General features: G+C 48.9%; 19 protein-coding genes and 2 pseudogenes. 15 read left to right on the plus strand and 6 right to left on the minus strand.

The features are described 5' to 3' along the window. The first annotated feature begins 340 nt into the window (after positions 1-340). Positions 341-1,783 carry a nicotinate phosphoribosyltransferase gene (locus EXW96_RS18120; protein WP_174351113.1) on the plus strand — a complete coding sequence of 481 codons (1,443 nt, stop codon included), beginning with the start codon at positions 341-343 and terminating at the stop codon, positions 1,781-1,783. A gap of 115 nt (positions 1,784-1,898) precedes the next feature. Beyond that, entirely contained in the window at positions 1,899-2,261 is a 363-nt protein-coding gene (locus EXW96_RS18125) for an ArsR/SmtB family transcription factor (RefSeq protein ID WP_054817459.1), read from the plus strand. Positions 2,262-2,352: 91 nt separating this feature from the next. Here the strand turns inward: EXW96_RS18125 and EXW96_RS18130 are convergent, their stop codons facing one another. Next, positions 2,353-3,417, minus strand: coding sequence for a M23 family metallopeptidase (locus EXW96_RS18130; RefSeq protein WP_074729379.1), 1,065 nt, complete (start codon positions 3,415-3,417; stop codon positions 2,353-2,355). A 161-nt stretch (positions 3,418-3,578) separates the two neighbouring features. On the opposite strand from EXW96_RS18130, the gene larC2 reads away from it, so the two are divergent. Then, a complete protein-coding gene (larC2, locus tag EXW96_RS18135) occupies positions 3,579-4,067 on the plus strand; it encodes a nickel pincer cofactor biosynthesis protein LarC2 (protein WP_174351114.1) in 489 nt (162 codons plus the stop codon). A 127-nt stretch (positions 4,068-4,194) separates the two neighbouring features. Here the strand turns inward: larC2 and larC are convergent, their stop codons facing one another. Continuing rightward, entirely contained in the window at positions 4,195-5,181 is a 987-nt protein-coding gene (larC, locus tag EXW96_RS18140; protein ID WP_083351338.1) for a nickel pincer cofactor biosynthesis protein LarC, read from the minus strand. Then, complete coding sequence (gene larB / locus EXW96_RS18145) at positions 5,178-5,981, minus strand: nickel pincer cofactor biosynthesis protein LarB (protein WP_062409514.1); 804 nt, start codon at positions 5,979-5,981, stop codon at positions 5,178-5,180. The genes larC and larB overlap by 4 nt, the downstream gene beginning before the upstream one ends. A gap of 180 nt (positions 5,982-6,161) precedes the next feature. Here larB and lipA point away from each other — a divergent pair. Beyond that, positions 6,162-7,036, plus strand: a pseudogene (lipA, locus tag EXW96_RS18150) (lipoyl synthase). 43 nt (positions 7,037-7,079) lie between these two features. Next, positions 7,080-7,751, plus strand: a complete 672-nt coding sequence (locus EXW96_RS27705) for a YutD family protein (RefSeq protein WP_309225144.1) — start codon at positions 7,080-7,082, stop codon at positions 7,749-7,751. A gap of 73 nt (positions 7,752-7,824) precedes the next feature. On the opposite strand, the gene EXW96_RS18160 is transcribed toward EXW96_RS27705, so the two are convergent. Next, positions 7,825-8,706 carry a M15 family metallopeptidase gene (locus EXW96_RS18160; RefSeq protein ID WP_254611457.1) on the minus strand — a complete coding sequence of 294 codons (882 nt, stop codon included), beginning with the start codon at positions 8,704-8,706 and terminating at the stop codon, positions 7,825-7,827. Between the two features lie 259 nt (positions 8,707-8,965). On the opposite strand from EXW96_RS18160, the gene nfsA reads away from it, so the two are divergent. The 9 genes from nfsA (at position 8,966) to EXW96_RS18205 (ending at position 17,518) form a co-directional block, all read left to right on the plus strand. Next, positions 8,966-9,814, plus strand: a complete 849-nt coding sequence (gene nfsA, locus EXW96_RS18165) for an oxygen-insensitive NADPH nitroreductase (protein ID WP_375256462.1) — start codon at positions 8,966-8,968, stop codon at positions 9,812-9,814. A 94-nt stretch (positions 9,815-9,908) separates the two neighbouring features. After that, entirely contained in the window at positions 9,909-10,403 is a 495-nt protein-coding gene (queF, locus tag EXW96_RS18170) for a preQ(1) synthase (protein WP_054819240.1), read from the plus strand. Positions 10,404-10,659: 256 nt separating this feature from the next. Then, positions 10,660-11,427, plus strand: coding sequence for a GntR family transcriptional regulator (locus EXW96_RS18175; protein WP_062409512.1), 768 nt, complete (start codon positions 10,660-10,662; stop codon positions 11,425-11,427). A gap of 261 nt (positions 11,428-11,688) precedes the next feature. Further along, positions 11,689-12,399, plus strand: coding sequence for an ABC transporter ATP-binding protein (locus tag EXW96_RS18180; RefSeq protein ID WP_254611458.1), 711 nt, complete (start codon positions 11,689-11,691; stop codon positions 12,397-12,399). 243 nt (positions 12,400-12,642) lie between these two features. Further along, on the plus strand, positions 12,643-13,365 hold the full coding sequence (locus EXW96_RS18185) for an ABC transporter permease (protein WP_309225146.1): 723 nt from the start codon (positions 12,643-12,645) through the stop codon (positions 13,363-13,365). A gap of 172 nt (positions 13,366-13,537) precedes the next feature. Then, positions 13,538-14,431, plus strand: coding sequence for an ABC transporter substrate-binding protein (locus EXW96_RS18190; RefSeq protein WP_254611473.1), 894 nt, complete (start codon positions 13,538-13,540; stop codon positions 14,429-14,431). An 18-nt stretch (positions 14,432-14,449) separates the two neighbouring features. Next, complete coding sequence (locus EXW96_RS18195) at positions 14,450-15,409, plus strand: carbon-nitrogen hydrolase family protein (RefSeq protein ID WP_174351117.1); 960 nt, start codon at positions 14,450-14,452, stop codon at positions 15,407-15,409. After that, positions 15,402-16,775 carry an amidase gene (locus EXW96_RS18200; RefSeq protein ID WP_217437415.1) on the plus strand — a complete coding sequence of 458 codons (1,374 nt, stop codon included), beginning with the start codon at positions 15,402-15,404 and terminating at the stop codon, positions 16,773-16,775. Before EXW96_RS18195 ends, EXW96_RS18200 begins: the two co-directional genes overlap by 8 nt. 14 nt (positions 16,776-16,789) lie before the next feature. Continuing rightward, complete coding sequence (locus EXW96_RS18205; protein WP_302621133.1) at positions 16,790-17,518, plus strand: sulfite exporter TauE/SafE family protein; 729 nt, start codon at positions 16,790-16,792, stop codon at positions 17,516-17,518. Between the two features lie 73 nt (positions 17,519-17,591). Here EXW96_RS18205 and EXW96_RS18210 read toward each other — a convergent pair whose 3' ends face one another. After that, positions 17,592-18,443: a polysaccharide deacetylase family protein gene (locus EXW96_RS18210; RefSeq protein ID WP_174351119.1), complete on the minus strand. Its 852-nt coding sequence runs from the start codon at positions 18,441-18,443 to the stop codon at positions 17,592-17,594. Between the two features lie 113 nt (positions 18,444-18,556). Further along, positions 18,557-19,030, minus strand: coding sequence for a ribonuclease H-like YkuK family protein (locus tag EXW96_RS18215; RefSeq protein WP_054819231.1), 474 nt, complete (start codon positions 19,028-19,030; stop codon positions 18,557-18,559). Between the two features lie 617 nt (positions 19,031-19,647). On the opposite strand from EXW96_RS18215, the pseudogene EXW96_RS18220 reads away from it, so the two are divergent. Then, positions 19,648-19,959 (plus strand): annotated as a pseudogene (locus EXW96_RS18220) (metal-dependent hydrolase); the annotation flags it as partial. Positions 19,960-19,995 lie beyond the last annotated feature (36 nt).

Below are 19,995 nucleotides of genomic sequence, written 5' to 3' on the forward strand. Positions count from 1 at the left end.
TAGAATCCGCCGAAGCCTATCCAAGCTGCTTCAGCTGGTCTAAAATATTCGTAATAATAGTTATTTTTATTATAACGAACCCCAAATCGCTGCGTAAACCGGGCCGGTCTGCATTGGTGAAGGCGAAAACCGGGGAGACCGGGCGCATTCTTTCATGGAGCATTCTTGTTGATTCGGGCAATTTACGGTACTTATATATAGCAGCTTCATCCCGGAAAATGAAGGTGCCTCGGGGGAGGCTCTGAAAGCGGTCATTCCCAATTCGTATCATCAGATTATATACATTCGATGTTTCAATCATGGCTGCATTGGCCATAGTTTTAATTAGGGAGTGAGCGAATTGAGTTATTCACATTTAACTCTGCATACGGATAAATATCAAATCAATATGATGTATGCCCATTGGGTGCAGGGGTCATTGAATAAAAAGGCCGTGTTTGAGGCTTACTTTAGAAAACTGCCGTTTGGCAACGGGTATGCCGTTTTTGCGGGCTTGGAGAGAATTGTAGATTATATCCGGCAGTTAACCTTCAGCGATGAGGATATTCATTATCTGAGGCAGCAGGAGGAGCGATATAAGGAAGGATTTTTGGACGAGCTGAAAAACTTCAGGTTTACCGGTAACATCCACGCCGTGCCGGAAGGGACGTTGGTTTTTCCGAATGAACCGTTAATTCGCGTTGAGGCCCGTATATTTGAAGCGCAGTTGATTGAAACCGCATTGCTGAACTTTATGAATTACCAAACGCTCATTGCAACCAAAGCGTCGCGGATCAAGCAGGTGGCTGCCAATGAGACCTTGCTTGAGTTTGGAACAAGAAGAGCGCAGGAGGCCGATGCGGCGGTGTGGGGGGCCAGAGCGGCCTATATTGCAGGCTTTGATGCGACTTCTAACTTGCGGGCCGGCATGCTGTTCGGCATTCCTACCAAGGGCACCCATGCCCATGCCTGGATCCAGGATCATGATACGGAAGAAGAAGCCTTCCAAAAATTCGCTGAAGCGCTTCCCGATCAGGTTTCTTTACTTGTGGACACTTATGATTCGGTAAAAAGCGGGATTCCTAATGCGATAAAAACGGCAAAACTGTTAGAGCAGCAGGGGAAAAGAATGAACTCCATCCGGATAGACAGCGGGGATCTGGCCTACATATCCAAGCAAGCCAGAGAAATGCTCGACCGTGCGGGACTTCCTTATGTAAAAATCATCGCCTCCAACGACATTGATGAAAATATTATCATTAACCTGAAGGCCCAACAAGCGAAAATAGACGTGTGGGGAGTGGGGACACAGTTAATTACCGCGGCGGACCAGCCGTCCTTGGGCGGTGTCTATAAACTCGTGGCAAGAGAAAAGAAAGGTGCATACGAGCCGGTAATCAAGATTTCAGGCAATCCGGAAAAAGTATCCAATCCGGGCATCAAAGAAATCTACCGCATTATCAATAAAGAGACGGGAAAAGCGGAAGCGGATTACATTGCTCAAAGTGACGAGACCGACGTGCGGCAGGGCAAGCCTCTGAAATTGTTTGATCCCCTGCACCCGTATAAAAATAAAATCGTCGCTAATTATGAGGGAGTCCCCCTTTTAAAACCTATTTATATCGATGGCGAGCTGGTTTATTCACTGCCGAAGCTGGAAGACATCCGTCGGTTTCACCAAGAACAGCTCCAGCTTTTTTGGCCGGAATATCTCCGCATATTGAATCCCGAATTGTACAGGGTCAATCTTAGCCCCGCGTCGTGGGCCCTAAAGATGAAGCTCATTCAAAAATACAACGGGTAGTATGGATGGATATGGGATTGTCTCAGCCTGCTGTGATGTCGGCGGCGTACCGTTCTGTTTTCTGCTATAATGATTGGACGGATAGTTAAGCTTACCAAAAAGGGGCGGTGGGGACATGGACAAATTCCTTAACGAACAATGCGATGATCCCTGCACGGGCACCGGTATGATTGCCGAATTGAAAAGAGATTTGATACCGGAACCGACTGCATCGGCGCTTGCCGATATATTCAAGGTGCTGGGGGACCCGACCCGGGTGAAAATTATATATACGCTGCTGGAAAAAGAGCTTTGTGTGCACGACCTGACACAAGTGCTGGATATGGGGCAGTCGGCGGTTTCCCATCAGCTGCGTTATCTGCGCAATCTGCGCATCGTGAAGCGGCGCAAAGCCGGCAAAACGGTATTCTACTCGCTGGATGACGAGCATATCGAACAAATTTTCGTTCAGATGCTTCAGCATGTGAAGCACGGATAATGCCCATGCGTTCCAGGGTCGATAAAACACCCCTGTGATCGACAGGCCGGCAGCGGCTGTCCTTCACAGGGGTGTTTCATCATAGCATGATTTACCTCTTGCGCCGCATTCGCTCTTCGCGCTCCCACTTTCGCAAATGCGGATACGGGTCGAACGACCAATCGGTCAATCCATTGTCGCGGTAAAGCCCGTAATGCAGATGCGGTGGGAATTTGCCGGATGTTCCGGGCTTCCCGTAGCCGGAGCTGCCGACCCAGCCGACCACTTGGCCCGGTTTTACGACGTCGCCCAGCTTCACTTCTTTTTTGTTGAATCCGGACAAGTGGGCAAAGTAGTGATACACATTGTTCAAGTCACGGATGCCGATCCGCCAGCCTCCGTATGGGTTCCAGCCCATCACCTCGATAATGCCGTATGTTGCGCTGCGTACCGGTACTCCGTAGCCTGCGAACAGGTCCGTTCCTTCATGAATCCGGAATCCTCCCCAGCCGCGGCTGGCGCCCCACGTGCTCCGATAGGAGTAATTGGAGCCAAGCGGCATCACAAAGCAGTGCTCATGCAGGTCCAAGGTGTCGAATGTACCGTAAATCCGGGCGAATTGCTGAATTCGCTCCACGCTGCGGTTATTTTGATAGTATTCCCAGAGTCCAATGCGCAGATCCTCTTCGGCGGTTCCTTTGTTGAGCAGATAAGAAGCCATCGAATAAAGCCGGTCAAGATCGTCCATCCGATCCGCCAAGCCGTCGCCTGAACCGTCGCGGCCCATGCCGCCAAACAGCTTAATGCTTTGCTCGTTCATATCCTCATGGTCCGGATTGAACATTCCGCCCCATTGCAGATCTGTAAAATAGATGGCCACCAGACTGTCCTTGAGAGGCCTTTTCTTGGACAAATTAATCGAGCGTTCATATTGATCGATGGCAGCCAAGTAATTCCAGGGAATGCCTGTTAACGCGCTCACCTTATCGAATAAATCTTTTCGTTCTGCAAATACCTCTTTCATCCCGGCTGCCTCTTTGCCGCTTTTGGGGGCAGACTTTGAGGATACGGCAGGGGCGGCTGCGGACGCTTGTTTCTCCACAGGCCAGAGCGCGGCGCTCGTCAAGGTCGTGCACACCAGCACGGCGGTTAGAGCCCGAGCATACCATGCGACCATAGGAAAGTTACCTCCTTCTAATGACATTCTCGATCCAGATATGCTGCAACAATCCCTTTACAATGTTGATAGCATTACCTTTTGTGTATCGATAGGTTACGCTAAATAACGGCTTTTTATCCCATGCCAAGTTTGATATGATGCTTCTGGAGGGATGCTGTATGGCGTTTGAACACCGTGAGGAGCATCTGGATGAACGGATGCTGATTTTGCAGGCGAATATCGATGATATGAACCCTGAATACTGCTCATACATTACGGATTTGCTGTTTGAACAGGGGGCGAACGATGTCTATTGGATTCCGATCATTATGAAAAAGGGCCGTCCCGGCGTCATGCTCAATGTGCTTACGGACGAATCGCAAGCGGAAAAGATGGAAACCGTCATTTTTCGCGAAACGACGACGCTGGGGCTTCGTTACATGAGAGCATCCGTCCATCGTCTGGGGAGGACGTTTCATGCGGTAGATACCCCATGGGGCATAATTCACGTTAAGGCAGGATTTCATCAGGGAGAGCTCGTGCAATTCGCACCGGAATTCAAAGAGTGTGAGCACGCGGCGAGGACGTACGGCATACCGCTGAAAACGGTGTACGACGAGGTGCGCAGAAGGTTTATGGAAAGAACGGGGGAAGAGGGAAAAGCATAAAAAAGCCCCCGTTACAAATGCCGCGCGTAACAGAGGCGGGAGCAGCAAGAAAAGCTTCGGCTTGCAGCCTGTTTAATGAAGGTTTTAGATGAGGCTTTTCTTGAAAATATCGGGATCGTGAACCTCTTTAGCCGTGGTTGCACGCGGATTCGTGCCGCGGCTCCTGGCACAGGCCTTCTTCATGGTTCTGGTGCCCATGGTGATGCGTGTGTTCATGATGTTGATGGCCATGTCCATGGCGATCGTGACTATGGGTATGGTGATCGTGGTTATGCCCATGATCATGATGGTGATGGTGATGATGGTCCTCATCGTGATGGCTGTGATGATGGGCATGTTCATGGTGAATTTCTTCGTGATGAATGCGCCATTTGTTCGCATACGGGTCGGCGTCTCCTACGATAGCCCGCAGAACATTGGGCTGTTCCGGCAGATCCCGTGTGCCCGCGCCATAGCCGATGGCTTCCACGATCATGGGAGGCAGACTCTTGGCGAATTCGTCCACCAGGCCGGATACAATCCCTGCTCCGGTCGGAGTCGTCATTTCCAGCGCAATCGAGGTATGGGCAATAGGCAGTCCTCTCATCATTTCAAGCGTCGCCGGAGCAGGTACCGGATAAATGCCGTGGTCGCAGTGCACCGTGCCTGAACCCAGCGGAACGGCGGAGGAAACGATTTTCTCAATATTCAACGAATCGATAGCCAATGCCACCCCGATGACGTCAACGATGGAATCGATCGCGCCGACTTCATGAAAGTGTACTTTTTCAATGGGGATATTATGGATCTTGGCTTCGGCTATGCCGATTTTTTCAAAGATGGACAGACTCAGCTTGACCACGCGTTCGTTGAAGCCTGACCGATGGATCAGCTCCACAATCTCCGAATAATGGCGATGATGCTTCGGAGGGGTGTTCGGATCCGGCAGAACATCCAGCTTCAGCGCGGAGATCCCCCGTTTATTTACACGCTTCCATTCCAGCGTGAAGGGCTCGATCTTGATTTTGCGGAGTTCCTCTTCTATGTAATGGCGATCGGCCCCCGCATCCACCAGCGCCCCGAGCGTCATGTCCCCGCTAATACCGGAGAAGCAGTCCAAATACAAAAGTTTCATTCTTTATCCCTCTTTACCCGGTTGTAATGGATTAATGAAGCGTTATAACCGCCGCCGAAACCGTTATCGATATTGACGACGGAGATGCCTGGCGCACAAGCGTTCAGCATGGACAGCAGCGCGGCCATGCCCTGAAAGCTTGCGCCGTAGCCGATGCTTGTCGGGACCGCAATGATCGGAACCGCAACGAGACCGCCGACCACGCTGGCAAGAGCGCCTTCCATGCCGGCGACGACCACAACGGCGCTGGCGCCGCGGATCAGCGGCAGCCGGCGGAACAACCGGTGGATGCCGGCCACGCCGACATCGTAAACACGCTCAACGCGGCAGCCCATGCATTCGGCGGTGACGGCGGCTTCTTCGGCGACAGGCACGTCCGATGTACCCGCGCACACGACGGCGATGTATCCGTCTTCCTCATTTGTCCGGGCATCTCTAGACCGCCAGGAAATCGCCCGGGCATCGGCGTGATAGGCCGCGGCGGGTATGCGTTCCAGAACATATGCGGCCTTCTCCCCGCTGACCCGCGTCGCAAGCACGCGGTCCGTATGTGCCATGAGCCGTTCGAAGATCGCGGTAATCTGCTCCGCGGATTTTCCCTCGCCAAAAATAACTTCGGGAAAGCCGGTTCTTGCCTCTCTCTTAAGGTCAAGCTGCGCATACCCGAGGGAATCGTCCACAGGAAGGGCTTCAGTCCAGATTCCCCGACCTTCCCCCGCTTCCTCCAATAGACGTTTAGCATCGGCAATATCGAGATCTCCCGATGCTACAAGCTTCAAAATCTGATCTGTATTCATCATGTCGGAAAAGACTATCCTCCCAAATTCAACCCTTTTCCTAGTGTACCATATTTCCTGCGGAATGTAATTCGAAGCGCAGTTGATCCGACCGTACGATTATTTTTCCTTCTGCGTTAAATTCCGGTTTGTGGTATACTTTCCTTGAAGATATTTATTTTCTGAAGAAAGCGGGGAAGCTCTATGGCGACTCGACAAATAGAACGTAAACCCGATTGGCTGAAGATCAAGCTGGCTACCGGTGACAATTACAAGGAATTAAAAATATGATGCGCGGGAAAACTTTGCATACGGTGTGCGAAGAGGCGAAGTGTCCGAACATTCACGAATGCTGGGCGAACCGGACCGCTACCTTCATGATTCTTGGAGACATATGCACACGAGCCTGCCGGTTCTGTGCGGTAACGTCGGGTTTGCCGACGGAACTCGACCTTCAGGAGCCCGAGCGTGTGGCCGAAGCCGCCGAACAGATGGGGCTCAGCCATGTGGTGGTCACATCCGTGGCACGGGACGATTTGAAGGACGGGGGGGCATCGATTTTTGCCGCTACGATCCGCGCATTGCGAGAACGCTTGCCGCTCGCCAGTGTGGAAGTGCTGATCCCCGATTTTCAAGGAAACGAAGAAGCGCTCCGCACGGTGCTCGAAGCCGGACCGAATATACTGAACCATAATGTGGAAACGGTGGAACGTCTTTCCGACAGGGTGCGGGCCAAGGCCAAATACCGCCGTTCGATCGAGCTTCTGGAGCGCTCGAAGCGAATCGCTCCAAACATTCCAACCAAATCGAGCATCATGCTGGGTGTAGGTGAAGAATGGGACGAGATTTTGCAAACGATGGATGATTTGCGGGCGGTGGACTGCAACATTATGACGATTGGCCAATATCTGCAGCCCAGCGTGAATCATTTGCCGGTCATGCAATATTATACGCCCGAGCAGTTCGCCGAGCTGAAGGAAGAAGGGATGAAGCGCGGCTTTAGCCATGTGGAATCCGGTCCGCTCGTACGCAGTTCATATCATGCGCACGATCAAGTGAAATCGGCGCAGCGGTCGTAAGAGCTTGACGCGGCAGTCGTAAGATCGTGAGGAGGCATAGAACGTGATTCATATATCGGGCAAAACATATGAAGTGATTGTCGATCACAAGAATGGCTGGCGTTTTGAGGCGTTCCGGGACCGGTACAGCGAAGTGCTGGAACGTTACGATTATATTGTCGGGGATTGGGGCTATAATCAGCTTCGTCTCCGCGGTTTTTTTAAGGATAATCATCCGAAGGGCAGCAAAGATACGATTATCTCGACACTGCCCGACTATTTGAATGAGTACTGCAACTTCGGCTGCGCTTATTTTATTCTCGAAAAAGTCGGAAACAAGCAGCCTCAAGGCCATCCCGGCGAATCGGTTCCGGAAAGCGGAATTTGGCAGGACGGAGAGCCGGAGAAATCCAAAGAATCCGAGACGGATGAGCATAAGCAGCGGGATCAGGAACAGCGGCCGGCCGGACAAGCCCTGTCACAAATGAAATCCCCGTCCGAGGTTCAGCCGTGGGATGCAAGCCGCCGGAATAACCAGCCTCCGAATGGCAAAGGACAGCATCCGCGGAGCTCCAAGTCCGGAACGTCTTCGCGGCACTTCGAAGGCAAGCAAGGAGGAGCCCCCCGCGGGCAATCCCAAGCAAACCAGGCCCAGCCTGCACAACAGCAAGCGGATTTCGGCTCAAAGCCGGTGCATAAGCAGGGGAAAGGGCCCAAGTCCAATCAACAGCAATAAGCCAAAACAGAATCTTCCCGCGTGGAAGCATAAGCAAAGTCCCGCCCTCCGTATAGGGGAGAGCGGGACTTCTTTATTTCGGATTGGAGACCGGGACCCCGCCGTGGGTGTATTCCTCCAGCGTGATGCCCTGCTTGGCGATTTCTTTGGCGGCATTCTTCCCGACATACCGCAGGTGCCATGGCTCATACTGATAGCCGGTAATCGGTTCCTTGCCTTTCGGATAACGAATAATGAAGCCGTATTCCGGTGCATGCTCGGCCAGCCATTTGGCTTCCTTCGTATCCCCAAAGCAGTCCTGCGCCGGGCATTTGCCGCTGCTTCCGGTGACGTCGATCGCAAGTCCGGTTTCGTGCTCGCTGTGTCCCGGCTTGGCGCTGTACTTATTCGCGGCCGCTTCTCCATCGCGCTTGACGTAGTTGTTATAAAGCGTTTTTTGTGTCGCATGGGAGCGGTAGCCCGAAACCCCGGCCAGCGGGAGGTCGTCCTTCTTGGCAGCATCGAATAAGTCCTCAAGCGCCGAGGCGGCTTCTTTCCGGAGCATGCGTTTCTCCGATTTTTCTTTAAAGATGAAAGGCACGTTCGGTTCGACCAGATCTTTCGGATTATAATTTTCCGGCAGTTTGTTCGTTTTATTGACAAGAACAGCGACGTCTTCCGGATTCGCAATGACCCGGATCGAAGAATCATCCCCCTTACCTGACGGCGGGAGGTTTGCCGGCGGTTTCGTCGGTTCCTTCGCAGCGCCCCCGGTTTCCGAAGATCCTCCTTGTTTTACTGTATCATCCGGTTGGGAAGGTACCGCGGCGGGGGGATCGCCAGGGTTTTGGGCAGCGGGAGCACCGCCGGTTTCTCCTTGTCCGACTTCGACTGAAGAAGGGTTTCCGCAGCCGGAAGCGGTAAAAGCGATGCAAGTCAGCAGCAGAGCGGCAGCGGCGGTTAGACGTAAATTCAATAGAAACAAATCCTTTCTCACATTGGCATATCTGAGTTGGCATGCGTCCAGTTCTATATGGTTTGACGATAAGAAACCGGGAAAAGTTGCATTTTTTGCAGGACAGACCGTCCCACGGATGATCAACGACCGTAATCTGCATGCTAAATGACGGGTGCTTTTTGATTCATCATTGTTCATTGTATCGCTCTTATCCGTCAAATGCCATCCTAAAAATTTGCAGTACGCTTGTCAGTATCGTAAAGTGGTAATGGAGGATATGATTGAGCTGTGGCGGCAGCCTGAGCGGGAGTTTCGGTATGCCGCGCCGTTAAACGATCGCAGCAAAGGAGAGGGAATGTCCATGAATGAAGCCATTCATAAACTGATGAATCACCGGTCCATACGCAAATTTAAACAGGAGCCTGTCACCAAGGAACAGCTGGTGACGATTATCCGTGCGGCCCAGATGGCCTCCACATCCAGCAATATGCAGGCGTATAGTGTGATTCAAATCAATGACCGGGATAAAAGAAGCCGGCTGGCCGCACTTGCGGGGAATCAAGCCTATGTCGAGGAATGCCCCGTATTTTTGGTTTGGTGCGCAGACTTGTACCGGCTCAAAACCGCCTGCGGGTTTGCCGAGGGAGAAGGGTATATCGGTACCACGGAAAATCTGGTTGTCGCCATAACAGACACAGCCCTGGCTGCCCAGAACGCCGTCGTGGCCGCGGAATCCATGGGGCTCGGAGCCGTCTATATTGGAGGAATCCGCAACCAGATCAAGGAGGTATCCGCTTTGCTGAAGCTGCCGGAATATGTGATTCCGGTGTACGGCATGTGTCTCGGCTACCCGGACCAATCCCCTTCGATCAGGCCGAGGCTGCCTTATGAGGCGGTTTTGCATGAGGATGTATACTCGGCGGAGAATTATGAAAATCTGATTCAAGCCTACGATGAGACAATGAAGCAATATATGCTGGATCGAACAAACGGCGCCAAAGATACGAATTGGACGCAGGCCATGGAGGTCAAACTGGGTACGCCGTCCCGATTGCATATGAAGGAATTCATCAGCTCGCAGCGGTTTTGGGATCACGACCGGGAAACTCCCGATTCCAAAGCGTAATGCGGCTCTGGCTTGTTCTCCAACCCCCGCTTACTTTCTTACTGCAAATCCGTTATAATAATAGATCAGCAAGCTTGAAAGGAGCTACAGCCCTATGGCAGGAAGAAAAGAGGACGAGCTGGAGCTGACGCTGCTCGGCAGCCAGCAAACCCGATACCCGATGACTTATGCGCCCGAGATGCTCGAATCGTTCGATAACAAGCATCCGTACCGCGACTATTTTGTAAAATTCAATTGTCCCGAATTCACGAGCCTTTGTCCGATTACAGGACAGCCGGATTTCGCGACCATCTATATCAGTTATATTCCGGACCGCAAGATGGTAGAGAGCAAATCGCTCAAGCTGTACCTGTTCAGCTTCCGCAATCACGGCGATTTTCATGAGGACTGCGTGAACATCATCATGAACGACCTGATCAAGCTGATGGATCCCAAGTATATCGAAGTTTGGGGCAAGTTCACTCCGCGCGGCGGAATCTCCATCGATCCGTACTGCAATTACGGCCGGCCGGGAACGAAGTATGAGCAAATGGCGGAGCACCGCTTGCTGAATCATGACCTGTATCCGGAAAAGGTAGACAACCGTTGACCGGTAAGAGACTCCGGGTTTACATGGCTTTGGAGACTCCCGGCAATAAAATGAACCGTGAGCCCGTTGGAAGCGGGTATCACGGTTTTTGTTTGCTGTCATATTTCCGTGTGCTGCGATGTTCCGCTTAAGGTCGGCTTCATTATCAAAAATTCTTTATCCCGCAAGGGTTTTAAGGCACTTTTGTTGAATTTATCTGCAGAAAAACATTGGAATACGGCAAAACTCCATTAAGTAAACAAAAGAGGGATGACGGATGATTCATCAACATAATAGACTGCCGCTTTATATACAATTAAAAGAATGGATTATTACCCAGATTGAAACGAAAAAATTTAAAAGCGGCGAGAAAATTCCGACGGAGCATCGGCTTTCGGAAATGCATGAAATTAGCCGCCCGACCGTCAGACAAGCGCTTGCCGAACTGGTACAAGAGGGTTATTTGGAAAAAAGGAGGGGGTTGGGAACCTACGTTGCCCGCCCGATGTTTACGGGAAAAGCGTCCATATTGCGCACATTCGGCGAGGATATGGAAATGATCGGACTAAACCATAGCGCAAAGATGATTTCCAAAAAGCAATATAACGCCTCCGTTCCATTGGCAAATGAATTGAATATAGAGCCGGACAGTCCGGTATTTGAAATCGTTCGTTTAAGATTGGCAAATGGAACACCTCTGGCCATTCGAACCTCCATTATCCCCAAAGCGTTTGATCCCGAATTAATGAATAAGGACCTGGAGAATTATGGGTTGTATGAAATGCTGGCTAAATCGAATCACTTCCCCAGCCACTCCAAGCAAAAATTCCAAGCCGTTGCGGCTACGAAAGAAGAAGCGGAACTTCTGCTCGTCAAAGCTGGAACGCCGTTGATGCTGTGGAAAGGGGTGGTATACACAACAAATAATCAGCCGATAGAAAAAGTGAAGATTGTCTACCTTGGCTCACATTTTAGCTTTGAAATCGATCAAATACGGCTTGAATCGAATGTTCATTTTACGAATATACCGGCGAATAACGAATAAGATACATTTCTCGGATTCTCATGTTAATAAATATAACATAAATATACGATCATAAGTTTAACTTAATAATTTATGTCATTATTTATTACAAATATGTTTACAAAAAATGCAATTGATATTATAATTAGGGCATATATAAACGGTGTTTCAAGTATAATGTATCAATATATGTAATAAAAATTAACAAAAACATGCTGAACCATCCATTATTTTTTTAGTGATAGTTGTAAAGACAACTTAACAACTTGGAGGGGAAGATCAATGGTCCTGAATTTTGTTGAGAGCCGGAATGAGAATGTAAAAACGAAAAGCGCCATTGCATTACAAGGAGTCAAGAAATGGTTTTATGATCAAGAGGGAAATATGGTTCAGGTAATCAAAGATATCACGCTTGAGATTAAGGATAAGGAATTTATCAGCATTGTTGGACCGAGCGGCTGCGGGAAAAGTACGATGTTTAACATCATTGCCGGTTTGCTCGAACCTTCGGAAGGCCAGGTCAGTGTTCACGGACATGATGTTTCATCATCCACGGGGCATGTCGGCTATATGATGCAAAAAGATTTGTTGTTTCCTTGGCGAACAGTAATCGAAAACGTAAGTCTTGGACTTGAAGTGAAAGGAAGATCCAGAAAGGAACGGGAAGAGCTAGCTTTGGAATATTTGGCCAAATACGGTTTAGCCGATTTTGCACACGCCTACCCTGCCACACTCTCTGGCGGTATGAAACAAAGAGTGGCATTAATCCGGACGCTCGTCATCAACCCCGACATTATTTTGTTGGATGAACCCTTTTCCGCATTAGATTATCAGACGCGGCTTGTGCTTGAGGAAGAAATCTTAACGATTCTGAGGGATTATGATAAAACCGTTGTTTTAATTACTCATGATATTGGTGAAGCCATCGCGATGTCTGACCGGGTAGCCGTTATGAGCCAACGCCCCACCTTTGTAAAAAAGTATATGATGTAGGACTTGCCCAGGAGTACGGTTCGGCCATGAAGGCAAGGACAGATCCGCGTTATAATTCGTATTTTGACCAAATATGGGCTGATTTGGATATTCAAATAGGGAGGGAATCTTGATGGCCACACTGGAAACGGGAGTAAAAAAGGAAAGCATTTCAACAGTGTATGTAAAACCAAAAGAAAAAAGAAAACACGCAGCCCTTTTCTGATTCTCAATTTTTATCGCATACTCATTATACTGGCCATCGTGGGATTATGGGAGCTTGCCGTTCGGTTCCAATTCGTCAATGCTTTCTTAATGGGTTCTCCGCAAGGCATATGGAGCGAAGCCATTCGACTCATCCAATCGGGGCAGCTGTTCACGGATACGATAGCCACTTTGTACGGGACGATTACGGGTTTTATTATCGGGAGCTTATTAGGTTCTGGCGTAGGGCTTCTACTATGGTATTCCGAGAGGGCTGCCAAAGTTATTGATCCGTTTGTTGTAGCTTTGAATGGCCTGCCCAAAATCGCGCTTGCCCCCATGATTATCATTTGGTTCGGCTCGGGCATCTTTTCAAAAATGGCATTGGCGACCATTGCCACCTTCATTGTTGCGCTTCTATCGGCGTACCAAGGTACCCATCAAATCGATTCCAGTCTCATTCATTTAATGAAATCGCTGGGCGCCACGAAGGGGCAAATATTCCGGAAAGTGGTCATTCCATCGACACTGCCATGGATAATTTCCGCATTTCGTTTGAATATCGGCTTTGCTTTGATTTCTGTTATCGGGGGTGAATTTATTTCATCGGATAAGGGGCTGGGCAGAATGATTTTTGTTGCCGGGAACCTCTTCAATTTGAATGTGGTATGGGTTGGGGTTTTGACGCTGATGCTTGTAGCGATCCTGCTGTATGCCATCGTGACGAAGCTGCAATCCAAATTGCTTCCATGGGAACAAGCTGAATTAGAAAAGACAAAATAACTTTCAACTGTGCGGGAGGAACCATACCATGAAAAAACCGTTTTTAATTCTTATCCTTTCGATTCTTGTGGCCGCTCTTGGAGCCTGTTCATCCGGAAATTCGGCTTCTCCTGCACCATCGACGAATGCGGCGGAAGCACCGGATCCGGCGAAATCCGATGCCAACAAGGAAATGGATACAGTGCTTGTGACAGAAGCGTTTCACACGCTCCTTTACTTGCCGCTGTACGTTGCGAACAAAGAGGGATTATTTGAAAATAATCATATCAAAATTTCGAATATCCGTTCTGCCGGTACAGGACCGACCGCCCTGGCCTCTGTTTTAGCCGGTGAAGCCCAATTTTCCGTACATGGACCGGAGCATGTCGGGTTTGCAAAGGAAAAGGGCGGTCATGCCAAGGCGGTAAGTGCCGTTGCCAATAGTGCTCCTGTATGGATTCTTGCCAATAAAAATGTAGCGTTTAACTCTCCTGAAGACTTACGGGGAAAGCGGATTGTCGTCGGTTTGGCGCCCGGAACCTCCAATACATTGCTGAAACGGCTGTTACGCGATCATGGTCTTGATTTTACAAAGGATGTAACGGTGACGGAAGTGCAAAATGGCTCTGAGCTAGGGCCTGTCCTGGCAGGGCAGGCGGATATCGCTGTTGCTTATCAGCCGCAGGTTGAACAAGGTTTATCTCAAGGACTTCAATTAATTTATAACTTTACGGAAGAATATCCCGAGTATGCCTTCTCCACATTTAATACGTCCATTCAGTTAATGGAAAAAAATCCCGACTTGGTCAAACGCTTTGTGAAGTCAATGGATGAGTCGCTGAAATTCATTCACCAAAACCCCGAAATTGCAAAAAAAGTGGCGCGGGCAGAATTTCCCGAATTAGATGGCGAAGTAGTAGACAATGCTGTACAGCGTATGATCGACAGCAATGTGTATCCGCCGAACGCCAACATCACGGAAGAGGCCTTTAAAGTTGCTATCGATATGCAGAAATTTGTGGGCAACATCAAGACGGATATGAAGTATGAAGATATTGTGGATGCCAGTTTTATCCCGAATGAATAGACAGGAGAATGAAACCCTATGACTTTTCAAGTGGCAGGATTGCAGATTGGACCGTACCGGGACGGTGATGCGTACAATCATCGAATGGAGCGGTTGTCCGCTCTATTCGACCAGACCTTGCAGGAAGACAGGAAACCCGATCTGATTGTATTTCCTGAACTTATGACCGTTCCTTATTTTTGTACAACAGGCAGTGAAACGTTCTTTGAGCTGGCGGAGCCGGCGGATGGTCCAACCTTCTCCTATTTTTCCAAAAAAGCAAAAGAAAATAATGTTCATATTATCGCTACCATTTTTGAAAAAGCACAAGAGAAGGATGGAACGCGTTATTTTAACACGGCCATCGTCATTTCAAATTATGGCGAATTGCAAGGATATTATCGGAAAACGCATATTCCGAAGCTAACCCTTCCCACCTTCACGACGGACGAAACCTATTATTTTAATAGGGGCACTCATTTCCCGGTGTTTGATGTGAATGGCTATAAAGTGGGAATATTAATTTGTTTCGACCGTTCATTTCCGGAAGCCGCCAGGGCGCTTGCTTTACAGGGGGCAGATTTGATTGTAATACCCACCGCGGCTTCCGGAGACGACAGAAAGAAAGCATGGCTTGCCGAATGTCAGTCCAGAGCCAGAGAAAACGGGGTTTTTGTACTAGGCATTAATCGCGCAGGAGAGGAGCGCGCTGCAAATGTCGGCCGTTCCGGATTGAAGTTCTTTGGCTTGACTTGTGCATTTGACCCCATGGGTAATTCTTTAAGCGATGGTCTTGACGAAAATCCTTGGCAAATCATGTCTGTAACGTTGGATCCTAATCTTATACGCGAGACCAGAGAGCGGTTGAACCTGTTAAACCATCTTCAAGTCGATGTATATCATGCTTATTCAAAGGAAGTCCAAAAAGTCAGAAGCTTTCCAATCGAAAGAGAAATTACCCCTCTTTTTGGGCCCAAAGGAGTTGTAGGCATTGATTAAGACACAGCTGCAGCATTTAACGATTGCCAGTACGAATCAAATGTTAAAAAAAAGGGAAATTTCACCCACTGAATTGATTTCTCTGTTTTTCAAACACATTGAAAAATGGGAACCGCATGTAAAGGCGTGGGTTACCTTTCAGCAGGAAACCGCTATGGAACAGGCAAAAGCTTTAGAAATGAAAATGAAGACAATAGAAGAACTTCCCCCGCTATTTGCCATTCCTTATGGGGCGAAGGATATTATTTATACCAAAGGAATCCGGACGGAAGCCGGCTCCAACGTACTTAAAGGGTTTGTTCCTGAGACTGATGCAACAGTCGTTCATCGGTTGCAAAAGGCAGATGCCGTATTGCTTGGGAAAACAACGACAACGGAATTCGCCAACTGGGGAGGAGCCCCTGAAACCCGAAATCCATGGAATGTAAATCATACCCCGGGTGGATCAAGCTCCGGTTCAGCGGCCGCATTGGCGGCAAATATGGCATTGATGACGTTAGGTACGCAAACTGCGGGATCGTTATCTCGTCCCGCGGCTTACAACGGGCTTACCGTCCTGAAGGCGACGTACGGACGAATAAGCAAAGCGGGTGTGATTCCCGCAAGCTGGAGCCTTGACCATGTTGGCGCTTTGACGAAGACGGTGGAAGATGCAGTTCACGTCTACAATGTGCTGTCAGGCCCTGACCCAGACGATACGGCCACTTGGACTTTGCCTAAGCAAGCATTGAAAGTGCAAACCAATAAGGATTATACGGTCGGAATTGTCGTCGATTCCTATTTTCAGGATGCGGATTCTGAAATGGCGGCGGCGATTGAGAATGCGGTTTATTTGCTGCAATCATTGGGAATCAAAACCGTTCCCGTCCGCCTGCCCAAAAGCTTGGAGGCGGGCAATGCAGCCCACCATATCGTTATGAAATGTGAAACAGCAAGTTATCATGCCGATCAGTATGCTAAAGACCCATCCCGTTTTCATGCCTATTTGCAGCAATTTATTCGTGAAGGATTACAAATTAAAGCAATTGATTACTTAAAGGCCCAACGTATCCGTTCTGTATTTCGCCAGGAGTTATGCGATGTATTCAAAGATGTCGATCTATTGGTCACTCCTGCGACACCGTCGCCGGCTCCCGAAGGAATTAAAGAAACGGGTTCGCCCGCTTATAATTTGCCATTCACCAATGCAGGTGTGCCGACCTTAACGCTGCCGGTTGGATTTTTAAAGGATAAAAACCTCCCTCTAGGCATGCAGCTCATCGCTGCTCCAATGCAGGAACAGAAACTGATTGATGTAGGCCATTTGTTTCAGCTGGAATCGGATTGGCACAAACAATCGCCTGATCTTGTTAATAAAGTCATATGATGATCATTGTGACCATGTTTGTTTTAGGAGTTGTGCTGGGATTTATTGGAGCGGGGGGATCCGGGTTTATTATTGCGGTGCTGGTAACCTTCTTTGACATCCCTATCTACCATGCTCTGGGAACAGCGGCTGCCGTGATGTTTTTAAGTGTTTTGACAGGGAGCTGGAGTCATTTTCGGGAAGGGAATTTGATCCTGAAACAAGGTCTTTTTATTGGCTTTTTCGGATCCGTCGGCTCTTATGTGGGTACTCGCATAACCAAAATCATTGACCCGGAAATATTAATGTATTTCACGGTAACCGCATTGGTTTTATCGGGGTTAATGATATGGTTAAAAACAAGGTTGAATTTGGAGCCTTCTGCCGCGGAAGAGGTACAATTATATCCATTAAGATCGTCCATCATCGGTTTGGGAAACGGAATGATTTCGGGAACGTTTGGCATAGGGGCAGCTCCTTTTATTCAACTTTCCCTCCTGAAATGGCTTGGCTATCCAATGTTTGCGGCTGCCGGCACAACCATGCTGGTGTTAATACCCATTTCATTAGCGGCCTCTCTGGGATTTATGCAAAATGGATTCTTCGATTCATCATTATTTTTGAAGGTCGCTCTAGGTACGATAGTGGGTTCATATATCGGTGCAAAGCTGACCAAAAGACTTCCGCGAATTATCCTGCGATACGGCATGGTGGTTACGCCGGTCGTAAGTGCGATGCTTTTATTAATTCATCAATTGGATTAAAAAGAGGATGCCCCTCAGCAGATTTATCTGCTTATGGGACAACCTCTTTTTGCTTAAGATTGATTCATGTATTTTATTTAGGCAGGTGGGTGACCCGCTCGATCCGAAGCATGATTTGTTTGTCGAGCAGCTCCGGCTTGATCTTCGGATTGCCCGCATTGATTCTTGGAATTTCCAGCGGATGGCTGGCACGGGTCGCCATTTCGTTGACGATCGTAAAGGCATAGCGGATTCCGGCTTCGCTAATCCATTGTTGAGCGGTCTTGGAGAAAATTCCGAACGGATACGCATAGGCGTTTACTGTACGGCTGCCGCCATACAGCTCGTTCAGCTTCTGAACGCAAGCCTGGCTGTCGCTCTGTATTCGCTCATTGTATTGTTCCTCCGTCTCACCGTCGAGTCTGCCGGTCAGTGCGGCAAGGTTGTCCTTTTTAAAATGGAGGTTGTCAGAATGGCATTGAAAATCGAACATGTCCTTGCGATAACTCAGCATTTCCCGAATCTGCTCTCTGGAAAGCGTTGGAATCATGGGAGCCGTCGGATCGTCCAAATCCGCAGTAATAATGAAATTTACGGCCGGGATATCCAGCTCTTTCAGGACGGGATAGGCATAGTCGTAGAAGCTTCGGTACCCGTCGTCGAATGTGACAAGCACTGCCTTATCAGGAACCGGAGCGCCCTCGTAAAATTTCTCAAACTCGCTTAATGAGATGAAGCGGTACCCCTTGGATTGAAGAAAGCTTAGCTGGTCGCGAAAAAGCGTGCTGGACACGGTGCTTGAGCTTTGGTCCGTATCGTGCACATGGTGGTACATCAGAACGGTGACTTGGTCGCTGTAGCTTTCCGTCAGCTTGGGGCCCCACGTGTCGAATGCGCTGATCAAGACAGCCGCGAGCAGCAGCGCGGCGAATATATTTTTGGTCATGAAGAATCTCCTTCAGAGGGTTGGAAGAAAATAAAGCCTATAGTAAGTTATAGCGATTCTTCGACCGAATATCAAGCGCTCGGACTCATGTTTTTATACTTATTTTAACGTTCTCACTCGGCAAACCGGTCGGCCACTGAACTGGCGCCGAAGGATAACGGCTTGATTCGTGCTTCGTACCCCACGGAGGTGACCCAGCCGCAAATTTCCTGGATCAACACTTTGGTCTCTCCTTTTTGACCGATGTCGATATGGATCTCGAGAGGCCATGCGAGCAGAAGCTCGCCCATGCCGTTCTTATTCAGATGCTCCACCAGCTCCAGGCTAAGCTCAGTTTCCCGATAAATCCGCGAGCGCAGGTCGTGAAGCGGCCGGCTGTTCAGCTTGCGGTAGAAGAAACGGGCACCCTTGCCGATCCGATGAATGATCAGTGCGGTAACCAGGGTCGTCGAACGCTTCGTGGTGTGCGAATCGGTACCGATGACAAGCTTGTATTTTGCATCCGGGTCTTCCTTAACGTAAACTTGAAGCTGCGATACCATTTCATCAATGGAAACGGTACCCCATGTCGGGCTGACGAATAACATAACTCCCAACTCCTTAAGGCATATACGAAGCTTTTATTATTTATTTTACTCTAAAAAGCGGAGAAATAGTTTGTCTTCAGCCAAATTGTGTTTTTGTCGGTGTAAAAAATTTTTTTAAAATTCTGAAAAATATATGTAAAATAACAATATTTCAGCATATAATATTAATGTAAGCGATTGCAGTCCCAAAGGAGGCTGGAAGCCATGGAGGGGAGATTGCCTGTCGGTTTGCTTATCGGAGTCATGCTCAGTATTCCGCTGTGGCTATCTATGATCGGATGGATAAGACTAATAGGGTCGCTTTAGTTTTTTTGTCAAAGCTTCGCTTTATTTAACGGATATACCGCAAGGAATAATACCAGAGATTTTCATTTGTTGGATTGTTTGCATGAGACTATCGGTCTTAGGTCAGGGGTTTACGTTTACCTTCACCATTCAAACGTACTGCAGTGAAGACAAAATGGCCGTTCGGCTTTTAAGCCGGGCGGTATTTTTTTGCTTCATCGAGGCTTCATAACGAAATGCCAGGTGCTCTTACAGTTTGTCTCCAAAACCGTACATAAGCTATACTTAAGTAAGTGGATTTTCAGTCAATCAAGAGGGAGAGAGACAGCTGGATGGATACCATTACACATACACTGTTCGGTTTAACGCTTTATGGCGCTGTAGATAAATCCCGCATGACCCGCAGGGAGAAGCAGGCGCTCCTGTTCACGACCGTAACGGGCTCGCAAATTCCCGATATTGATGTGATCTCCGCTTGGTGGGATACGGCGGGGCGCTATCAGATGTGGCATAGGGGATTGACCCACTCGGTCTTTCTGGTGCCGGTTTTTGCGGCCCTGCTTGCGGGAATGGCCCGGCTTGTGTGGAAGGTCAAGGGCTGGAGCTGGTTTGTCGTCGGCATGATTGCCGTGTTCATCCACAACATAACCCTATGTATAAAGACGAAATTAGTTAAACGA

Origin of the sequence: Paenibacillus sp. JMULE4 (genome assembly GCF_013337105.1) — a bacterium.
GTDB classification, from domain to species: Bacteria; Bacillota; Bacilli; order Paenibacillales; family NBRC-103111; genus Paenibacillus_G; species Paenibacillus_G naphthalenovorans.

Coding starts and splice junctions, on each gene's coding strand:
- EXW96_RS18125 (WP_054817459.1), top strand. CDS start 1,899: ATGGACAAATTCCTTAACGAACAATGCGATGATCCCTGCACGGGCACC.
- EXW96_RS18130 (WP_074729379.1), bottom strand. CDS start 3,417: ATGGTCGCATGGTATGCTCGGGCTCTAACCGCCGTGCTGGTGTGCACG.
- larC2 (WP_174351114.1), top strand. CDS start 3,579: ATGGCGTTTGAACACCGTGAGGAGCATCTGGATGAACGGATGCTGATT.
- larC (WP_083351338.1), bottom strand. CDS start 5,181: ATGAAACTTTTGTATTTGGACTGCTTCTCCGGTATTAGCGGGGACATG.
- larB (WP_062409514.1), bottom strand. CDS start 5,981: ATGATGAATACAGATCAGATTTTGAAGCTTGTAGCATCGGGAGATCTC.
- nfsA (WP_375256462.1), top strand. CDS start 8,966: ATGATTGAGCTGTGGCGGCAGCCTGAGCGGGAGTTTCGGTATGCCGCG.
- queF (WP_054819240.1), top strand. CDS start 9,909: ATGGCAGGAAGAAAAGAGGACGAGCTGGAGCTGACGCTGCTCGGCAGC.
- EXW96_RS18175 (WP_062409512.1), top strand. CDS start 10,660: ATGATTCATCAACATAATAGACTGCCGCTTTATATACAATTAAAAGAA.
- EXW96_RS18180 (WP_254611458.1), top strand. CDS start 11,689: ATGGTCCTGAATTTTGTTGAGAGCCGGAATGAGAATGTAAAAACGAAA.
- EXW96_RS18190 (WP_254611473.1), top strand. CDS start 13,538: ATGGATACAGTGCTTGTGACAGAAGCGTTTCACACGCTCCTTTACTTG.
- EXW96_RS18195 (WP_174351117.1), top strand. CDS start 14,450: ATGACTTTTCAAGTGGCAGGATTGCAGATTGGACCGTACCGGGACGGT.
- EXW96_RS18205 (WP_302621133.1), top strand. CDS start 16,790: ATGTTTGTTTTAGGAGTTGTGCTGGGATTTATTGGAGCGGGGGGATCC.
- EXW96_RS18210 (WP_174351119.1), bottom strand. CDS start 18,443: ATGACCAAAAATATATTCGCCGCGCTGCTGCTCGCGGCTGTCTTGATC.
- EXW96_RS18215 (WP_054819231.1), bottom strand. CDS start 19,030: ATGTTATTCGTCAGCCCGACATGGGGTACCGTTTCCATTGATGAAATG.